This window comes from Nitrosomonas sp. Nm132, assembly GCF_900100485.1.
Taxonomy (GTDB): domain Bacteria; phylum Pseudomonadota; class Gammaproteobacteria; order Burkholderiales; family Nitrosomonadaceae; genus Nitrosomonas.
In genome coordinates, this window is the sequence record NZ_FNDH01000018.1 from 1 (window position 1) to 17,388 (window position 17,388).

At 50.8% G+C, this 17,388-nt stretch carries 14 protein-coding genes; 6 read left to right on the top strand and 8 right to left on the bottom strand.

What is annotated here, in order from left to right; genetic code table 11:
• The 4 genes from BLP80_RS08235 to BLP80_RS16285 form a co-directional block, all read left to right on the top strand.
• On the top strand, positions 1 to 1,543 hold a 1,543-nt coding region (locus BLP80_RS08235), incomplete at its 5' end, for a restriction endonuclease subunit S (protein WP_090542169.1).
• Positions 1,540 to 2,187: a Fic family protein gene (locus BLP80_RS08240; protein WP_090542171.1), complete on the top strand. Its 648-nt coding sequence runs from the start codon at positions 1,540 to 1,542 to the stop codon at positions 2,185 to 2,187. The genes BLP80_RS08235 and BLP80_RS08240, both read left to right, overlap by 4 nt.
• 280 nt (positions 2,188 to 2,467) lie before the next feature.
• Positions 2,468 to 3,799 carry a type I restriction endonuclease subunit R gene (locus tag BLP80_RS16280; protein WP_256325019.1) on the top strand — a complete coding sequence of 444 codons (1,332 nt, stop codon included), beginning with the start codon at positions 2,468 to 2,470 and terminating at the stop codon, positions 3,797 to 3,799.
• Positions 3,777 to 5,111 carry a DUF3387 domain-containing protein gene (locus BLP80_RS16285; RefSeq protein ID WP_256325015.1) on the top strand — a complete coding sequence of 445 codons (1,335 nt, stop codon included), beginning with the start codon at positions 3,777 to 3,779 and terminating at the stop codon, positions 5,109 to 5,111. Before BLP80_RS16280 ends, BLP80_RS16285 begins: the two co-directional genes overlap by 23 nt.
• Positions 5,112 to 5,396: 285 nt before the next feature.
• On the opposite strand, the gene BLP80_RS08255 is transcribed toward BLP80_RS16285, so the two are convergent.
• From BLP80_RS08255 to BLP80_RS08270, 4 genes are all read right to left on the bottom strand, one after another.
• On the bottom strand, positions 5,397 to 5,864 hold the full coding sequence (locus BLP80_RS08255; RefSeq protein ID WP_090542176.1) for a ferritin-like domain-containing protein: 468 nt from the start codon (positions 5,862 to 5,864) through the stop codon (positions 5,397 to 5,399).
• A gap of 174 nt (positions 5,865 to 6,038) precedes the next feature.
• A complete protein-coding gene (locus BLP80_RS08260) occupies positions 6,039 to 6,641 on the bottom strand; it encodes a peroxiredoxin (RefSeq protein ID WP_090542178.1) in 603 nt (200 codons plus the stop codon).
• A 353-nt stretch (positions 6,642 to 6,994) separates the two neighbouring features.
• Positions 6,995 to 8,317, bottom strand: a complete 1,323-nt coding sequence (locus BLP80_RS08265) for a pyridoxal-dependent decarboxylase (RefSeq protein WP_090542180.1) — start codon at positions 8,315 to 8,317, stop codon at positions 6,995 to 6,997.
• Between the two features lie 220 nt (positions 8,318 to 8,537).
• Positions 8,538 to 9,131, bottom strand: a complete 594-nt coding sequence (locus BLP80_RS08270; protein ID WP_090542182.1) for a DUF2780 domain-containing protein — start codon at positions 9,129 to 9,131, stop codon at positions 8,538 to 8,540.
• Positions 9,132 to 9,698: 567 nt separating this feature from the next.
• On the opposite strand from BLP80_RS08270, the gene BLP80_RS08275 reads away from it, so the two are divergent.
• Both BLP80_RS08275 and BLP80_RS08280 read left to right on the top strand, forming a co-directional pair.
• Entirely contained in the window at positions 9,699 to 10,238 is a 540-nt protein-coding gene (locus BLP80_RS08275) for a THUMP domain-containing protein (RefSeq protein WP_090542184.1), read from the top strand.
• Between the two features lie 24 nt (positions 10,239 to 10,262).
• On the top strand, positions 10,263 to 11,474 hold the full coding sequence (locus BLP80_RS08280; protein ID WP_256325016.1) for a CapA family protein: 1,212 nt from the start codon (positions 10,263 to 10,265) through the stop codon (positions 11,472 to 11,474).
• A 369-nt stretch (positions 11,475 to 11,843) separates the two neighbouring features.
• Here BLP80_RS08280 and BLP80_RS08285 read toward each other — a convergent pair whose 3' ends face one another.
• The 4 genes from BLP80_RS08285 to BLP80_RS08300 all read right to left on the bottom strand — a co-directional run bounded on the left by BLP80_RS08285 (position 11,844) and on the right by BLP80_RS08300 (position 17,344).
• Positions 11,844 to 13,166, bottom strand: coding sequence for a replication-associated recombination protein A (locus BLP80_RS08285; RefSeq protein WP_090542186.1), 1,323 nt, complete (start codon positions 13,164 to 13,166; stop codon positions 11,844 to 11,846).
• Entirely contained in the window at positions 13,159 to 13,773 is a 615-nt protein-coding gene (gene lolA, locus BLP80_RS08290) for an outer membrane lipoprotein periplasmic chaperone LolA (protein ID WP_090542188.1), read from the bottom strand. The genes BLP80_RS08285 and lolA overlap by 8 nt, the downstream gene beginning before the upstream one ends.
• 72 nt (positions 13,774 to 13,845) lie before the next feature.
• The gene (locus BLP80_RS08295) at positions 13,846 to 16,164 is read right to left on the bottom strand and encodes a DNA translocase FtsK (protein WP_090542190.1); all 2,319 of its coding nucleotides are present in this window, start codon (positions 16,162 to 16,164) and stop codon (positions 13,846 to 13,848) included.
• Between the two features lie 217 nt (positions 16,165 to 16,381).
• On the bottom strand, positions 16,382 to 17,344 hold the full coding sequence (locus BLP80_RS08300; protein WP_090542193.1) for an ankyrin repeat domain-containing protein: 963 nt from the start codon (positions 17,342 to 17,344) through the stop codon (positions 16,382 to 16,384).
• Positions 17,345 to 17,388: the final 44 nt, after the last annotated feature.

Sequence of the window (17,388 nt, forward strand, 5' to 3'; positions counted from 1 at the left end):
GGCAAGTGAAGTTGTGGCATCAGGAATTCCTCGAAAGAATATCTGTATAGAGTTCATCTCAAAAATCGTATCTTCGCAAAATCCAGTTTGTTTGATTGCCTATTTTTGTATCTCCTCCCCTGGCACATGTAATCGATTGATTTATATTTGTTCTTTAGAATGCTTTAAAAACGAGGGATGCTCCGAGATCAGGTTGTCTAAAGTTACGCTTGAGCAAATCAAAGCCCCCATTCCTAACGCTATCGCAATGGGGCCATTTGGATCACGAATCAAAACTGATAACTTTGTCCCAACTGGAGTGCCGGTCATTCGAGGCGGAAACCTCAATGCGTCGCGGCTACTCGATGACGAGTTTGTTTATCTTACAGAAGAGAAAGCAGATGAACTGCGCACATCAAATGCGCGACCCGGTGACATCGTAATTACACATCGCGGGACTATAGGACAAGTAGGAATAATTCCTTACAGCGCACGTCATCCACGGTACGTGGTCTCTCAGAGTCAAATGAAATTCACCGTGGACCCGGAAAAAGCCGATCCATTTTTCATCTTCTACTTTCTTCGCTCCCCCGTCGGCCAGCATCAGCTATTAGCCAACACGTCGCAGGTCGGAGTGCCCGCAATTGCGCAGCCAACAAGCAGTCTAAAGACTATAGAAATCTTGCTTCCGTCTACCGTTGACGAACAACGCGCCATCGCCCACATCCTCGGCACGCTCGACGACAAGATCGAACTCAATCGCCGCATGAACGAAACGCTGGAAGCCATCGCGCAGGCGATTTTCAAGTCCTGGTTCGTCGACTTCGACCCCGTTCGCGCCAAAGCCCAGGGCGAACCGCCCGAATCCATCTGCCGCCGCTTACGGCTCACCCCCGACCTCCTCGCCCTCTTCCCCGACCGCCTCGTCGATTCCGAACTCGGCGAGATTCCGGAGGGGTGGGAGATGGGCACTATTGCCGACCATTGCATCTTGAACGCCGTATCGTGGACAGCCAAAATGCTTCCGGCCAAGGTGTATTACGTTGATCTTGCCAATGCCAAGAACGGCATTATTTCCGAGATCCAAGTGTTCTCTTCTTCCGCCGCACCTAGCCGCGCTCGGCGTGTGCTTCGTGCAGGAGACACGATTGTTGGCACCGTCCGGCCCGGCAATCGCTCATTTGCGCTGATAGGCCAAGGGACTCCCCAGCTAACTGGAAGCACGGGCTTCGCGGTTCTCTCTCCAACACGAAACGAGCTTCGCGAGTTTGTCTATTACCTGGCGACGAATGATAATAACATCAGTAGGTTGAACCAATTAGCAGATGGCGCGGCCTACCCCGCTGTGCGATCAGAAGTCGTTACCGCTGGTGTCTGCGTTCTTCCACCCCCCGACGTAATTGACGCATTCCATGTAGCAACAGCCGAGATGGTTGATTACCAGATAGCTAACCGGGTCAATAATGACACATTAGCTACCATACGCGACACGCTCCTTCCAGAACTCTTATCCGGTGAACTGCGCATGCTATCCCACGATCAGGCCGTGGAGGTAGTAGCATGACGGAACCGGTTTACTACCACCTCGGCAAGTTCCCGCCGGCGGACCCGGAGTGGAGGCAACTCATTCCTCTGATCGGTAAAGCCAACGCCGGCCTGGCCCGCTACGATGGCTTACTGTCGGCGATTCCGAACGCCTCCGTGCTACTCTCGCCGCTGACCACGCAAGAGGCAGTGCTATTATCCAAGATCGAAGGCACGCATGTGACCATGGGTGAAGTGCTGGAACTGGAGGCAGGCGGCGAACCGGAAGATGTGACCCAGCCCAAGCGCGACGATGCTGAGGAAATCCTGAACTACCGCATTACACTACGCGCTTGCGTGGATGTCTTAAGGGAGCGGCCGCTGTCGCAGCATTTGCTGCGGCAGGCACACTTTCTGCTGATGCAGGGCGTGCGGGGAAAAGACAAGACGCCGGGCAATTACCGTACGGAACAGAATTGGATCGGCCCGAAAGGTTGCCGCATTGACGAGGCGAGCTTTGTGCCGATTGCCCCCGAACACCTGAGTGCTGGAATGGATGCTTTGGAGTCGTATATGAATGTCGATGACGAGCCAGACTCCTTGGTGCAACTCGCCATCGTACATGTGGAGTTCGAGGCGCTTCATCCCTTCAGGATGGAAATGGCCGCCTTGGCCGTATGCTGATTCCGCTATTCCTTTACAAGAAAGGCGTTCTCAGCAGCCCCGATTTCTATATGAGCGGCTACTTGGAAGCTCATTGCAAAATCTACCATAAGCGGCTGCGAGCTGTGTCACGGGACGGTGCCTGGACCGCGTGGTGTATTTTCTTTCTGGAGGGAATTATCCAGCAGTCGGCCGAAAACGAACAAAAGGCACGAGCGATTCTAGCGCTGTATGAACAGGTCAAGAATCGAGTCGTAGATCTGACAATCAGCTCGAAACCTACAAGGCTGAAATTTCAGACCTGTTCGTATTCAACGAGGCGCTGGTGATTTCCGATGGTCTGCATGCGCGCGTGGGTTCACTCACCGCCGACCGCGAGCGCTTTCTGCCGTGGCGCACCGTGCGCAACGAGAACGACCGGCCGTTGCTGGAGTTTGAGCTGGAAAAGGTAGTGCGTGGCTTTTTCGCGCCTGAATTGCTGCTGGACTATCTGCGTTATTTCATTCTCTATGAGCAGAGCGATGACGGGCTGATCAAGAAGATTGCGGGCTACCATCAGTTCCACGCCGTGCGTGAAGCGGTGCGTGTCACGGTGATTGCTGCCACGCAGCCACAGGTTGAGAAAGACAAGGCGCACCAGGAACGCGCCACCTATGGCAAACAGGTGGTGCCCGGCTCGCGCAAAGGCGGCATTGTCTGGCACACCCAGGGCTCGGGCAAGAGCATTTCCATGGCGTGCTTTACCGGCAAACTGATGCAGCAGCCGGAAATGCAGAACCCCACGATTGTCGTCGTCACCGACCGCAACGATCTGGACGGGCAGTTGTATCAAACTTTTGTCGGTGCGAGTTCGCTGTTGAAGGAAACCCCGCAGCAGGCAGAAAACCGCGAGCAATTGCCGGCATTGCTGGCAGGGCGGGCATCCGGTGGCATCATTTTCACCACGGTACAGAAGTTTGCTCCGGGGCAGAATGAAGACGTGTTTCCATGTCTGACTGAGCGCACCAACATCGTGGTCATTGCCGATGAGGCGCACCGTTCGCAGTATGGCTTTCGCGCGGTGCTCGACAAGCAGTCCGGCCAATACAAATACGGTTTTGCCAAGCACCTGCGCGATGCCCTGCCCTACGCCACCTTTGTCGGCTTTACCGGCACGCCGGTGGAGACGGATGACAAGGATACCCGCGCGGTGTTCGGCGATTACGTCAGTATCTACGACATCCAGGATGCCGTGGATGATGGCGCCACGGTGCCGATTTACTACGAAAGCCGCCTGGCCAGGCTGGATATCAATCAGGCGGAGATCGAACAACTCAGCGACCAAGTCGAGGAAATCTTCGAGGACGAAGAGAGTATCGCGCTGCGCGAGGCGGCCAAGACCAAGTGGGCCGCGTTGGAGAAGCTGGTCGGCGCTGAACCGCGTATCCAGCAAGTCGCGGTCGATATCGTGCAGCACTTCGAAGCGCGCAATGCAGCAGTAGAGGGCAAAGGCATGATCGTAGCCATGAGCCGCGAGATTTGCGTTCACCTCTATAACGCTATCGCGGTGCTGCGGCCGGAATGGCATAGCCCTGACCCGGCGCAAGGGGCAAGGGGCAATCAAGGTGATCATGACCGGCTCGGCAGCCGATAGCGAACTGATGCAGCCGCACATCTACAATGCCGCCACCAAAAAGCAACTGGAAAAGCGCTTCAAGCACCCCAAAGACCCGCCCAAGCTGGTGATTGCGCGCGACATGTGGCTCACCGGTTTCGACGTGCCGTGCCTACATACCCTATATGTGGACAAGCCGATGCGCGACCACAACCTGATGCAGGCCATCGCCCGCGTGAACCGCGTGTTCCGCGACAAGGAGGGCGGACTGGTAGTGGACTACATCGGCATCGCCGCCGAACTGCGCCGAGCCCTCAAGATCTATACCGACAGCCGTGGCAAGGGCCAGCCCACTTTGGATGCCGCCGAGGCCTTGGCCAAGCTCAAGGAATTGATGGAAGTAGCGCGTAGCCTGCTGCATGGCTTCGACTATGCATCCTATCGCATTCAGGCGACAAGCTTGCTGCTGCCCACCGCCAATTTTGTACTGGGACTGGAAGACGGCAAGAAACGCTGGGCTGACGTGGTACTGGCCATCACTAAAGCCTTCTCCCTGTGCGGGACGCTGGACGAGGCGATGGAACTACGCGAAGAAATCGCCTTTTTCCAGGCCATCAAAAGCGTGATCGCCAAGGCGACGGAGACCGACAAGAAACTCTCCGAGGACAAGAAAAACACCGTCCTCAAACAGATTCTGGATAACGCGATGATCGCCGAGGGCGTCGAGGATATCTTCAAGCTGGCGGGACTGGAACGGCCGGACATGGGCATCCTGTCCGATGGCTTTCTGGAAGAAGTGCGCAATGTGCCACAGCGCAACTTTGTCGTCGAGCTGCTGCAAAAACTGCTCAATGACGAAATCAAATCCCGCAGCAGAGCCAACGTGATTCTGGAGAAGAAATTCAGCGACCGCCTGCAGGAAGCGTTGAATCGCTATCGCAACCGGGCCATTGAAAGCGCTCAGGTGATCGAAGAATTGATTCAGATGGCCAGGGAATTCCGCGAAGCAACCAAGCGCGGCGAGAATCTGGGACTGAATCAATCCGAGTTGGCTTTCTATGACGCTCTAGCCGACAACGAAAGCGCGGTACGTGAGCTGGGCGACGATATCCTGAAAAAAATCGCACACGAACTCACCGAAAAGTTGCGCCACAGTACCACGGTTGACTGGCAAAAGCGCGAAAGCATCCGCGCGCGATTGCGCAATCTGGTGCGCATCACCTTGCGCCGCTACAAATACCCACCCGATAAACAAGAAGATGCCATCAGGCTAGTGTTGGCACAGGCAGAACGGTTGTCTGACAACGGTTGTCTGACGAGTGGACAAAGTAGGTATCAACAATGGTTTTAGTACCCTAATCAGCATTCAATGATTAGGAATAAGATAAGGTGCTACCTTGCTCACTATCTTGAATATATACGCATCGTACTTCAAAATTCAGCATCAATACCTTCTCCCGCTGGGAGAAGATTGGATGAGGGATTATGAAAACCGAATTTTGAAGTACGATGCGTATAAGTGACGGTTCGTTGAATGAGACCTAACTTATAACCAGCATAACCTCAACACGATTCCGACAGTCCAGCACTTCGGCCACCCCCTTGAGATCATGCCTTTCATGCTAATAAATCGTGTTTACTTCCCTGCTTCACAGGGCTGGCGCAGCATCTTCCTGACCGCATCGGCATGCATCTCTTCTGCCACAATCTGGCTACGCGCATATTCTTCCAGCAAGACCGACTTGCCCTGGGCCAGTTCCAGCAATTGATAATAGCGCTCCAGCGACTGGCTTTCATGTACAAGAGATTCCTGCAGGATGTCGCCAACGGGAACTGAGCAGACTAAGTCGGTATCATGCGCATGCGTCTCCAGCAATGAACCGATGGCAAGAGAGGGATGTCCTCCCAACAGAGTAACCAATTCACCTGCCTTTCGCGCATGCAACAAGCCTTCCTCTGCTTGTTTGTTTAGCCACTCGACAATGGGAATGCGATTATAACCATACACCATCAAGGCGTAGTGGGTATAACGCACCACGCCGGCCAGTTCGAGTTCCATGATCTGATTCAGTAATGCGACTGCTTTATCTTTATCGAGACTCATATATTCCTCCTTTCAGCTCTGAAGTTATGAGAACCGAAGTTTTAATAAAACTTCGGTTTATATGAGACTCCTTTTCTCATTGCTACGTTCCATCCACCTTGCGCTGGAAGCGTCTGCCCCGATTCCTTCACAACCTCTTTGTTAAAAAGCCAGCGTGGCGCGGTTGATTCGGCCTTACAGTTTGTCCGCGTGGCTGCTGAGATATTCTGCCACCCCTTCAGGACTCGCTTTCATGCCGGGTTGACCACTTTTCCAGCCAGCCGGACAAACTTCGCCATGTTCCTCATGGAAACGCAATGCGTCGACCATGCGTAGCATCTCATCGACATCGCGCCCCAACGGCAAATCATTGACCACCTGATGACGCACGATACCCTGCCTGTCAATCAGGAAAGAGCCGCGCAGCGCAACATGACCAGGATGGGTTACGCCATAAGCATTCATCACCTCGCCACCCAGATCGGCCACCAGCGTAATATCGATCGGACCGAGTCCACCTTTGGTGATGGGGGTGTTACGCCAGGCGTAATGCGTGAAATGGGAATCGACTGAGACGCCGATTACTTCCACATTACGCTGCTGAAAATCTTTTGCTCGATGAGAATGTGCGATGATTTCCGAGGGGCAGACAAAGGTAAAATCCAAGGGGTAGAAAAACAGCACTGCATATTTGTTACGAATATGCGTATAAAGATTGAAATTTTCATCGAAACTGCCATTAGGCAACACGGCAGGTTTAGTAAAATCAGGTGCAGGTCGCGTGACGAGTACAGTCATAGTATTTCCTTTCTAGTTGAGTAAATTTGATTTGGTAATAATTGAATTGACCTGTATGGGGTCAACTTTATGATTAAATCTTTTCTTCTTCTTTCTCTTTCTTAGACCATATACTAGATACCCTGGACACAAAAGTAAATAACATAAATTTCGCGATTGCATCCGCATCGAAATCAATCGCGCTCGCCAGTTCTTGATTTTAGATAACGTGATGTTGTGGGAATACCCTCTTAACCACCGCACGACGAAGGAGAAAACCGATGAGTAATGCTATGCAACTGGATACCGTTATTGTTGGCAGAAGAATTACCGTTCTTTATACTTGATGCCCGTTATAGCATCAGGAGCAAAAATCATCCCTCCTTTTTACCCAGATCAACAAGAAATCGGTCCAAGATTTCCTGACCAGCATGAGGCATCACGACAACATGTGCACAAGGCGCTTGTTGCCCATCGATACTCAATCCCATGGTCGCCAAGCTGTAGCGATTCACTACGGCATCACTCGGTTTTCTGAAATAAATCGTATTGGATTGGTGGTTGGCTCTCACAGGATGTAAATCGCTATAGTGAGTCGCCATCTCCTTCAACAAATATGCCGTATTGTCCAGCATGGCCTTGGCATCAGCGGCCTGCTTTGTAAATGACGACTCTGAGCTAAAGAAATAAAACTCAGCAGGTTTTACCGCATCGCGCGAACAGGTAATGGTGCCAGGTACCTGCAAAATATACTCACATTCATGAACCTGGCCAAACTGGGCATGAAACGCCTCAAAATTTGTCTTGGGCGTGATGAACAAGCCTGCCGGTGAAGGGAAACCAAAAAATTTGTGGCATGAGACGGCGATGGAGTCGTAGCGTTTTACCTTCTTCCCTGTTCTCTGATCAGAAACTTCGTGCCAAAGATCACTCGCAAATTGGGTATGAGGTAGATAGCCACCAAACAGTGCAGCATCCAGATGAAGATAAGAGGTTCGACCTTTAAGTTTTGATTGAATACCATCAATGGAATCAACTGCACCTTTGAAGGTCGTGCCAATCGTTGCGACCACTAGGGCCGGGTGGTTGGGATTTGCATTCAGTTGCCGTTCCAGATCGTCAATATCCATGCTGCCATCGCGAGAAGTCCCAACCACCACCCATTCCAGATTCAATAAGTCTCTGAGAATCTGAATCGAATAATGAGCTTCCTGCGTGAAATATATCTTGGGCATCTCTCCTGTTTGGCTTTTTAGAATCGTGCGGCCCATATACAGCCCGTGCATATTGCTGTCCGTACCACTATTGGTAAGAAAACCCCAGATATTGTCTGGTGAAAAGCCATACACCGCACCAAACCGGTTTATGAGCTCTTTTTCAAGAAGATGGCTATTAAAAGGAATGTGGCTATGATCGTAGGGATTGCCTACGTTGTTAAAACTAAACTGATTAAGACCCACATCAAATAGCTCCTTGCGCCAGGCGAAAAATTCCTCTGGTGGCGTAGTCATATTGATTGGATATCCCAGAAGCAAATTTTTTTGCTGTGGAAATCCTTGCATGCTTTTTAGCATTGCGGAAGAAGCATACTGCGGGCGATTCAAAAAGGATTGGCCCAGCACCCCATTAGGTGCGCAAGTCGCCACCAAAGCAGTCGCACCGGTCAAGCCAATAAATTGCCGTCGATTCATCAACATGGTATTGATCTCCTGCTCACTGCGCACATCTGGATTAAGATAATGAATAAGAGGATCAAGACAAAAAAAAGTTTATTCTTGTCACTTTCCTTCTTTATTTATTTAAATAGGTAAAACAAAAGACAAGAATTATCACACCATTCTATAAAGAACCGGGAATCTGCCCCCTTCCTCCAGTATAAGCGCCAGTCGGGCAGATTCCTCCATTTCGCTGTAAAAACTACATGCCCCCCATCAATGCTGACTGAAGTGCACTGGCAACGGAGCTTCCACCCGTACCTTGAACATATTGCACAACGATGGGTATGAATTTTTGTACCATGTCAGGTGCCAGGCCGAGTTGCTGGAATGAGCCTGCCATACCAGGTAAATTTCCAGCCGCCATGCCTGCTAAATCCCCCATCATACCCCCTCCCCCGACAGCACCTGCACTAGCAGCAGGTGCAGGTGCAGATACGGGTGCGGGTGCAGCAGCCAGCAGGCCTTGCATATCGGGAACCGAATTACTCAGAGTCGTAAAATCCCCTGCCGACATTCTGGATTTGGCATGCTGGAATAGCGCCCCTGCTCCACCTTCTGCTTGCGGCTGGGTCACGCCTAGTTGCTGCATCAATAGCCCGATCAGACCGGTTCCGGAAGTCGTTGCGGGTACAGCCGTTGTCGCAGCCTCGCCAGCCTGTAGCACTTGCGCACCTTTCTGTACCGTTCCGGATGCACCAGAAAGATCATCAAAATCAACCGCATACACATGGCTGGTCAAGAATAACGCAATGCTCAATGTAAAACATGCGCTTAACCATCTGATTGCTTTCATCGCTTACCTCCTTTATGAAAAGAACAGTTCTTGATAAGGAATTAGGATCTCTGATTAGAAAATTAGGTACTTAGCCTAAACACCTTCCCACTCTTTCCGTAATCATCAGAATTCATGGGAATAGTTAGCTTACCACCGATCCCGCCACTTTTTACTACAGAATGTCCAGAATGATTTGCGCTTAAAATGGCCTCGCTCGTGCTCGAAGGCGCTTTTTATTTATTAGCTTGCCTGGGAAATGCCATTGAACGACATCATCCTTGCTCCTTGAATCTGTGAAAACGAACTTTAGGAACCATCAGGATAGACTGATATTCCAATGATTAACCCGGATATTTCATAAATTCGCGTGATGATCACGCAGGATTTTGATTAATAGGGAAGTTTTGAGAAAGAGGGGTGTAGTGACTCATACACCCGACTGAGCAAAATCTTTCTTATTAATCAAAAGACAAGTGAGGACACGTGCCAATTTATGAAATATTCGGGTTAAGTTGCCGTGGTACGGTATCTTTCCATAAAACCAAGCCATGTATCGGTCCACTCCTCGATCGAAGGTGAATCATCATGAAAGATTGGAATGTCGTGGTCACTGTTGCAGAAAATTGCTTCAAGGACGGTTTCTCGCTGCTGTCGAATTATGGTCATGTCGAGAAGACGCCCTTTTATAATGTGCTGACCCTCAAGGTGGTGGATATCGAAGCGTTTCTCGAGTCTTTTCTTGAGGACAGGCGAGCAGATCCAGCCTATCTGCACGTATTTTGCCGGGTCATCCCCTGCACCCATGGTTTCTTTTTTCAAACGGTCGAAGCATTTGAGGAAAAAGCCAAGCAGTGTATCCAGTCATTCTTGCCCCAATTGGCTCATCGCAGTTTTCATGTCCGCATGCATCGCCGGGGTTTTCATGGGACGATAAAAAGCCAGGATGAAGCAGGTTTGCTCGGTAATTATCTGGATGAACAACTGCGATCACAAGGGGCAGCGGGTAAAGTGACCTTTGATGATCCTGATGTGATTCTGGACGTTGAAATCGTCGCTCAGCAGGCAGGCTTGTCATTATGGTCCCGCGATCAGCGCAAGCGCTATCCGTTCCTGAAATTGGACTGACTCTGCATGGGGTGATGAGCCACCATGAAACGGCGAGATTTTCTAATCCGATCATCAGCCACGCTGCTGACGCTGATAACCGGCATGGAGAAAGCCATGTCAATAACCGAGGCTAAAGAATCCACAATGAAAACGCCCATTACACTGTTTTTGTGTGGCGATGTGATGACTGGCAGGGGAATCGATCAATTATTACCTTATCCCAATAACCCGCGCTTGTATGAGCCCTATGTACGAAATGCGCAACGCTATGTCGAGCTGGGCGAGGAAATCAATGGCGCGATCCCCAAGCCCGTCAGCTTCGACTACATCTGGGGCGATGTGCTTACCGTGCTGGAAAAAACAGCGCCCGATGCACGCATCATTAATTTGGAAACAAGTGTTACCTCGAGCAATGACTACTGGCCGGACAAAGGCATACATTACCGCATACATCCGAAAAATGTCGCCTGTCTTACCGCCGCAAACATAGATTGCTGTGTGCTGGCGAACAATCACGTTCTAGACTGGGGATATGCCGGTTTGACGGAAACGCTGAGCACTCTGAGAAATGCCCATATTAAAACGGTGGGTGCCGGCGCAAATTTGCAGGAAGCACAATCTCCAGCCATTCTGGATGTGCCCGCTAAAGGCAGGATCCTGGTATTTTCCTGTGGCACAACATCCAGCGGCATTTCAAGCGAATGGGCTGCTCAGAGCAGGAAAGCGGGCATCTATTTTTTAACGGATCTATCCCGCAGGATAGTTGATCGCATCGCAATGATCGTGCATCAAACCAAGCGCCCTGGTGATGTTGTGGTGCTTTCCATACACTGGGGCGGCAATTGGGGATATGAAATTCCCCAAGAACACATCGACTTTGCTCACCTGCTGATCGATTCTGCCAGTGTCGACATCCTACATGGTCATTCCTCCCATCATCCTATTAGCTTGGAAGTATATAAGGAAAAACTCATTCTGTACGGATGCGGCGATTTTCTGAATGATTACGAAGGGATAGGCGGTCATGAATATTATCGTGGCGATTTATCCCTGATGTATTTTGCCAGTATCGCACCCGCTACCGGAAAATTGGTCGCACTGGAAATGGTACCGATGCAAATCAAACGCTTTAAATTAAACCGCGCCTCGCCAGAAGATGCAAGCTGGCTGCAATACACACTAAACGAACACAGCCGCAAATTCAATTGCAGGATCGAACTAACCTCAGACCAGACACTGAAAGTTGTGTATTAAGCTGCCACCCATTCATTTTGCGAAAGTGGGTAAACACACCGAAACGCATAGTTAAATTTGCACCCTACGGCGGATGACGCAAACTTATCCGCCCTACTGCGCTGCGCCTATAAAACAGCGCGACAAAGTACCGTGCAGCAGAGCAAATCAGCTTGATGGGTGTGTAACACTCAATTTCACAAGAAATGCTCAATCCAGACTCACGGATCATTTTTGCCTTAGCGCGTTCTTTACAGACTACCTCAGGCTACATCTGGATTCGGAAGTCCTTGACACTGCGATCTGATCCAGTTTATTAAACTGGCTTTCTTTCTCGGTCGTTTCCCGCCAGTTAGATTTTAAATGATTGTAATGACCATCCTGCCACATTCATTTCTTCGGATTATGCTGCTTTGCCTTAGCATCCAACTCACGGAGATGAGCCAGTTTTTCAGCGATTTTCGCTTCCAGACCATAGGTGGTTGGATGATAAAAATCTGCTGGCGGCATGCCATCCGGGAAGTAATTTTCACCCGCGGCATAAGCGCCTGGTTCGTCATGCGCGTAGCGGTAATTTTGTCCGAAACCCATGTCTCTCATGAGTTTGGTGGGCGCATTGCGTAATCGTACCGGCACGCGGCGTGAGGGGTCATGTTCGATCAATGAGCGGGCTTTTTTATAGGCAAGGTAAGCCGCGTTGCTTTTCGGGGCGCAGGCCAGGTAGAGCGCTGCCTGCGCCAAGGCCAATTCCCCTTCTGGGCTGCCGAGACGCTCGTAAGCGTTACAGGCATCCAGGCTAATGGCGAGTGCACGCGGATCGGCCAGGCCGATATCTTCCGTCGCAATACGAATCAGCCGCCGGCCAATATAAAGCGGGTCAGTGCCACCGTCGAGCATGCGGCACATCCAGTAAAGTGCGGCATCCGGGGAGGAGCCGCGAATGGATTTGTGTAATGCTGAAATCTGGTCGTAAAACTCATCGCCGCCTTTATCAAAGTGACGCATGCTACGCGATAACACATTGCGCACATAATCCGCATCGATCTCGGTCACGCCTTCGGTCCCGGCAGCGATATCCGCCTGCTCAAGCAGGTTCAATAGACGCCGCGCGTCGCCATCGGCAAAGGTGATCAACAGGTTTTTCGCTTCGTCGGAAAAATGCAGTTTTGGCAAATCCGCTTGACAAGCGCGCTCAAACAGGTGCGTGAGCTCGTCTTCGGATAAGGGACTCAGCGCATAGACCTGCGAACGCGAAAGCAGGGCGCGATTGACTTCAAATGAAGGGTTTTCTGTGGTGGCGCCGATAAACGTGATCAGCCCCTGTTCCACATAAGGCAGAAAGGCGTCCTGCTGCGCCTTGTTGAAGCGGTGCACTTCATCGACGAACAAAATGGTGTGCCGGCCCGATTGCTGGAGTACATGCTGAGCTCGTTCGATGGCGTCACGGATATCTTTTACACCGGACAGCACTGCTGACAGCGCAATGAATTCAGCATCAAACACGCGCGCCATCAGGCGTGCCAGGGTGGTTTTTCCGCTGCCTGGCGGCCCCCATAAAATCATGGAGTGCGGTTTACCGGATTCAAAGGCAAGACGCAACGGTTTGCCAGCGCCTAACAGATGCGCTTGACCGATGACATCATGCAGTGATTGAGGGCGTAAGCGCTCAGCTAACGGTGCAACAGGTTTTTGCGGTGCAAATAGATCAATCACTGATCACATCGGCCCCTTCAGGCGGGGTAAACTGAAATAAATCGGGAGCGAGCACAGGATTGGCAGCAAGATCTGTAAATACCAATAAAGTAAATTGTCCGAAGTTGTCGCGCAGCACCATTTCGCGCAATTCGCCTGTTTGGGAAAACCCCATGCGGATCAATTCAAACGTGCTTTCCTGAGCCTTAGGTATGGCTTCCAGCCATTCGATCTCATCATCCACCTCGATTTCTGTCAGATCAAAATCCCGTTCGATGGTACTGCTGCCCGCCAGCAAGGCAGCCGGGCTGCTGCCAATCGCCAGATCCAGTTGACGTACCGTGACCTGATTAAGATCCTGATCATAAAACCATACTTTTGCACCATCCCCAACAATCAATTGCTGATAAGGTTTCTCATACGTCCAGCGGAATTTGCCGGGTCGCTCAAACATCATGACGCCACTGGCTTCCTGCACGATCTGAAGGTTTTTATCAAGCAAGGTTTGTGAAAACACGGCCTTGAAAGTTTGCGCTTTTTGAACGAATGTCCTAAGGCTATCGATAGCGGAAGCCTGAGTAACAAGGGAAAATAAGCAAAGTAACCAGAATAAGCTCAATCGAATCATGCTGCCCCTCATAAAATTAGCCGAATGGAACCCGTACAGTCAAACATACTTTTGTCACCCACCAAGGCTTCCTCAATCATCCCGGTTAGGTGCCAGCACCTCCCGGTTACCATTGCTCTGCATAGCGGAAACGAGGCCGGCGCGTTCCATTTCTTCGATCAGGCGAGCTGCGCGGTTGTAGCCAATACGCAGTTGTCTCTGCACCAGCGAAATCGAAGCCCGGCGTGATTTCACCACAATGGCGACCGCCTCATCATACAGCACATCGGTTTCACCTCCTGCCTGCCTGCTTGTTTCACCATTTTCGCCAGTAAACTCGTTTTCTTCATCATTCGCATTGAGAACTTCCTCGACATAACACGGTTCACCGTGTTCCTTGAGGTATTCCACCACTTTGTGGACTTCATGATCAGCCACGAAAGCGCCATGGACACGTTGCGGATAACCGCTGCCGGGAGGCAGATAAAGCATGTCACCCTGGCCGAGTAAGGCTTCTGCACCCATTTGATCAAGAATGGTACGTGAATCGATTTTGCTGGAAACCTGGAAAGCGATTCGTGTCGGAATATTGGCTTTGATCAGGCCCGTAATGACATCAACCGAAGGCCGCTGCGTCGCCAGCAACAGATGAATCCCCGCCGCACGGGCTTTCTGGGCAAGCCGCGCGATCAATTTTTCGACTTTTTTCCCCATGATCATCATCAGATCAGCCAGCTCATCAATCACCACCACAATCAAGGGCATTTCTTCCAATTGCACAGGTGTATCAGGTGTCGGGCTAAGTGGATTGGTCAGCAATTCCTCATTCTTTATGGCCTCGCGGACTTTCTGATTATAGCCAGCAAGATTACGCACCCCCAGGGAGGACATCAGCTTATAGCGCCGTTCCATTTCAGCCACGCACCAGTTGAGTGCACTTGCCGCATCGCGCATATCGGTCACTACCGATGTCAGCAGATGGGGAATCCCTTCATAAACAGACAGCTCCAGCATTTTCGGGTCGATCAGGATCAACCGCACCTGCTCGGGCGTGGCTTTGTAAAGCAAACTCAGGATGACCGCATTAATCGCAACCGACTTACCGGAGCCAGTGGTTCCTGCCACCAGCGCATGCGGCATTTTCGCGAGATCAGAGACAATAGGGCGTCCACTGATATCCTTGCCGAGTGCAATGGTCAACGGTGAAGGCATATCAGCATACGGCTGAGAACTGAGGATTTCATGCAAACGCACCATTTGCCGCTTGGGATTGGGAATCTCCAGACCCATGGTGGTCTTCCCAGGAATGGTTTCGACCACGCGGATGCTCGCAACCGAGAGGGCACGCGCCAGGTCCTTCACCAGATTAATGATCTGATTGCCCTTGACGCCGACAGCGGGTTCGATTTCGTAACGGGTGATGACCGGGCCAGGATGGGCTGATACCACTTTGACTTCAACACCAAACTCCTGCAGCCGGCGCTCAATCAGGCGAGAGGTAAATTCCAGCGTGTCATTGGATAGCACTTCGACATTTTTCTGAGGCTCATCCAGCAGATGGAGTGGCGGCAGGAGCGCATCCGGTGAATCACTAGAAAAAGAGGTTTGTTTTTCTTTGACGATGCGCGCGGGTTTCTGCACAGGAGGGTCAGGCAGCTCTATCCGCAAGGGAGAAGAAGGTTCGGCAGGCTTTCTATAATCCTCTCTTACCGGTTCCTTCTCGTCCTTGACGCGCATGAACGAGGAAGCCACTTCGGCACGCCGGTCTCGCAGGGCCAATAAGCGATTCCAGAGGGAAAAGCATGACTCTTCAATGGTCTCGCCTATTTTCTCGGAAATACGTACCCAGGATAGCCCTGAAAAAAGACTGAAACCGATCGCCATCAGAATCACCAGACCGAGCGATGCGCCAGTAAACCCAAGTATCAGGGAAAGATTTTTACTGAGGATTTCACCCAGCACCCCTCCAGGCACGAGGGGGAGCGAGATATTAATCGTATTGAGACGCAGCGATTCAAACCCACTGCTGGCAGTGAGCAGCATCATAAAGCCTGTCAGCGAAATCAGCAGCGTGCGTGGATCAAAGATGCTGGCAATATCGATGCGACGATAACTCCACAGCACTGCCGAGAGAAAGAAAATGACCCACCACCACGCTGAGGCACCAAACAGATAAAGCAGTAAATCTGCCAGCCAGGCACCCGCTCTGCCCCCTGCATTACCCACCTGATCGATATGATCGCTATGTGACCAGCCAGGATCAGTACGGTCAAAGCTCATAAAGATTAATATCAGATACAAAGCGACGCCACCCAGTATCAAGCAGCCCGCTTCTCGTAATAATTTGGAGATTCTCGGTGGCAAAGGATTATTGTTAGCCTTCTTCGCCATCGACTTATTGACAGCACTCATGCAAATATCAGGAAAATAGAGATAAAAATCAGTTTGATGATATGGAAATCATATAGAAATTCTTGAGCAAGTTCTTGTCATCATCGGTTGATCGACTTATGAACCAGCGCAATAACCTGTTATTGCAAGGCGCCCGATCACAAGCAAGTACTACGACTTTTGGGAGAAGCTATATTCTCACGAGTTCCAGGCGCGTTCCAAACTTAGAAAAGCCCGCCTACTTTTGGGCAGCTTTGAGCAATTCAATAATAGACGAATTATTGGCAATATCCAGCGCGGTCTTGCCACTCACGCTCTTGAGCGCGGGGTTGGCGCCTTTGGCTAACAACAGTTTGACGATATCCTCATGCTCATGCAATGCTGCCCACATCAAGGCAGTGATACCGTCCTGATTCTGCTGATCAATGCTGGCCCCTTTTGCCAATAAAGTTTCAACGACAGCCGTTTGGCCATTCTGCGCAGCGAGTATCAATGCTGTAAAATCGTTGGTAGCCTTTAAATCAGGCTGCGCACCACTTGCCAGCAATGTTTCGACGATTGCCGGGTGACCGGATAAAGCAGCCAAAATCAGTGCAGAAGCGCCGTTTGCGTCTTGCAAATCAGGCTCCGCTCCTTTTGCCAGTAAGGCTTTTACAATTTCCAAATGGCCATTCTGCGCAGCCAGGTGGAGTGCCGTCGTTTGATTCTCATCTCGCAAATCAATCTTGGCTCCTTTTGCCAGTAAGGCGTTGACAATTGCGCTATTGCCTTTGGCCGAGGCAAGCATCAAGGGCGACAAGCCATTTTTGCTTTGCAGATCCGGGTTAGCACCTTTTGCGAGCAAAGCCTCGACAATGGCTTCATGGCCATTTTTAGTCGCCAGCAGCAACGCAGTTCCCCCTTGAACATTCTGTAGATCCAATGCTGCTTTATTTTCCAATAGCAACTTCACAACGGCAGCATGACCATTCTGCGAAGCAACCGCCAGCGCAGTAAACCCATCAGGGTTCTGCAAATCGATTTGGGTTCCTTCTCCCAGCAATTTTTCGACAGTTGCGGCGTCACCGGTCAAGGCCGCCTTGAGAAAATCCACTTCCTTTTCGGCAAAACTCACCGATGCCTGAGTAACCAGAATGGTTACTATCGCCATAAAAACTAAACGTCTGAATTGCGGGCCGAACAAAATTTTCATATGTTTCATTAATCTACCTGAAATAACGTGATCTGTAATGGTGGTCAAGTATA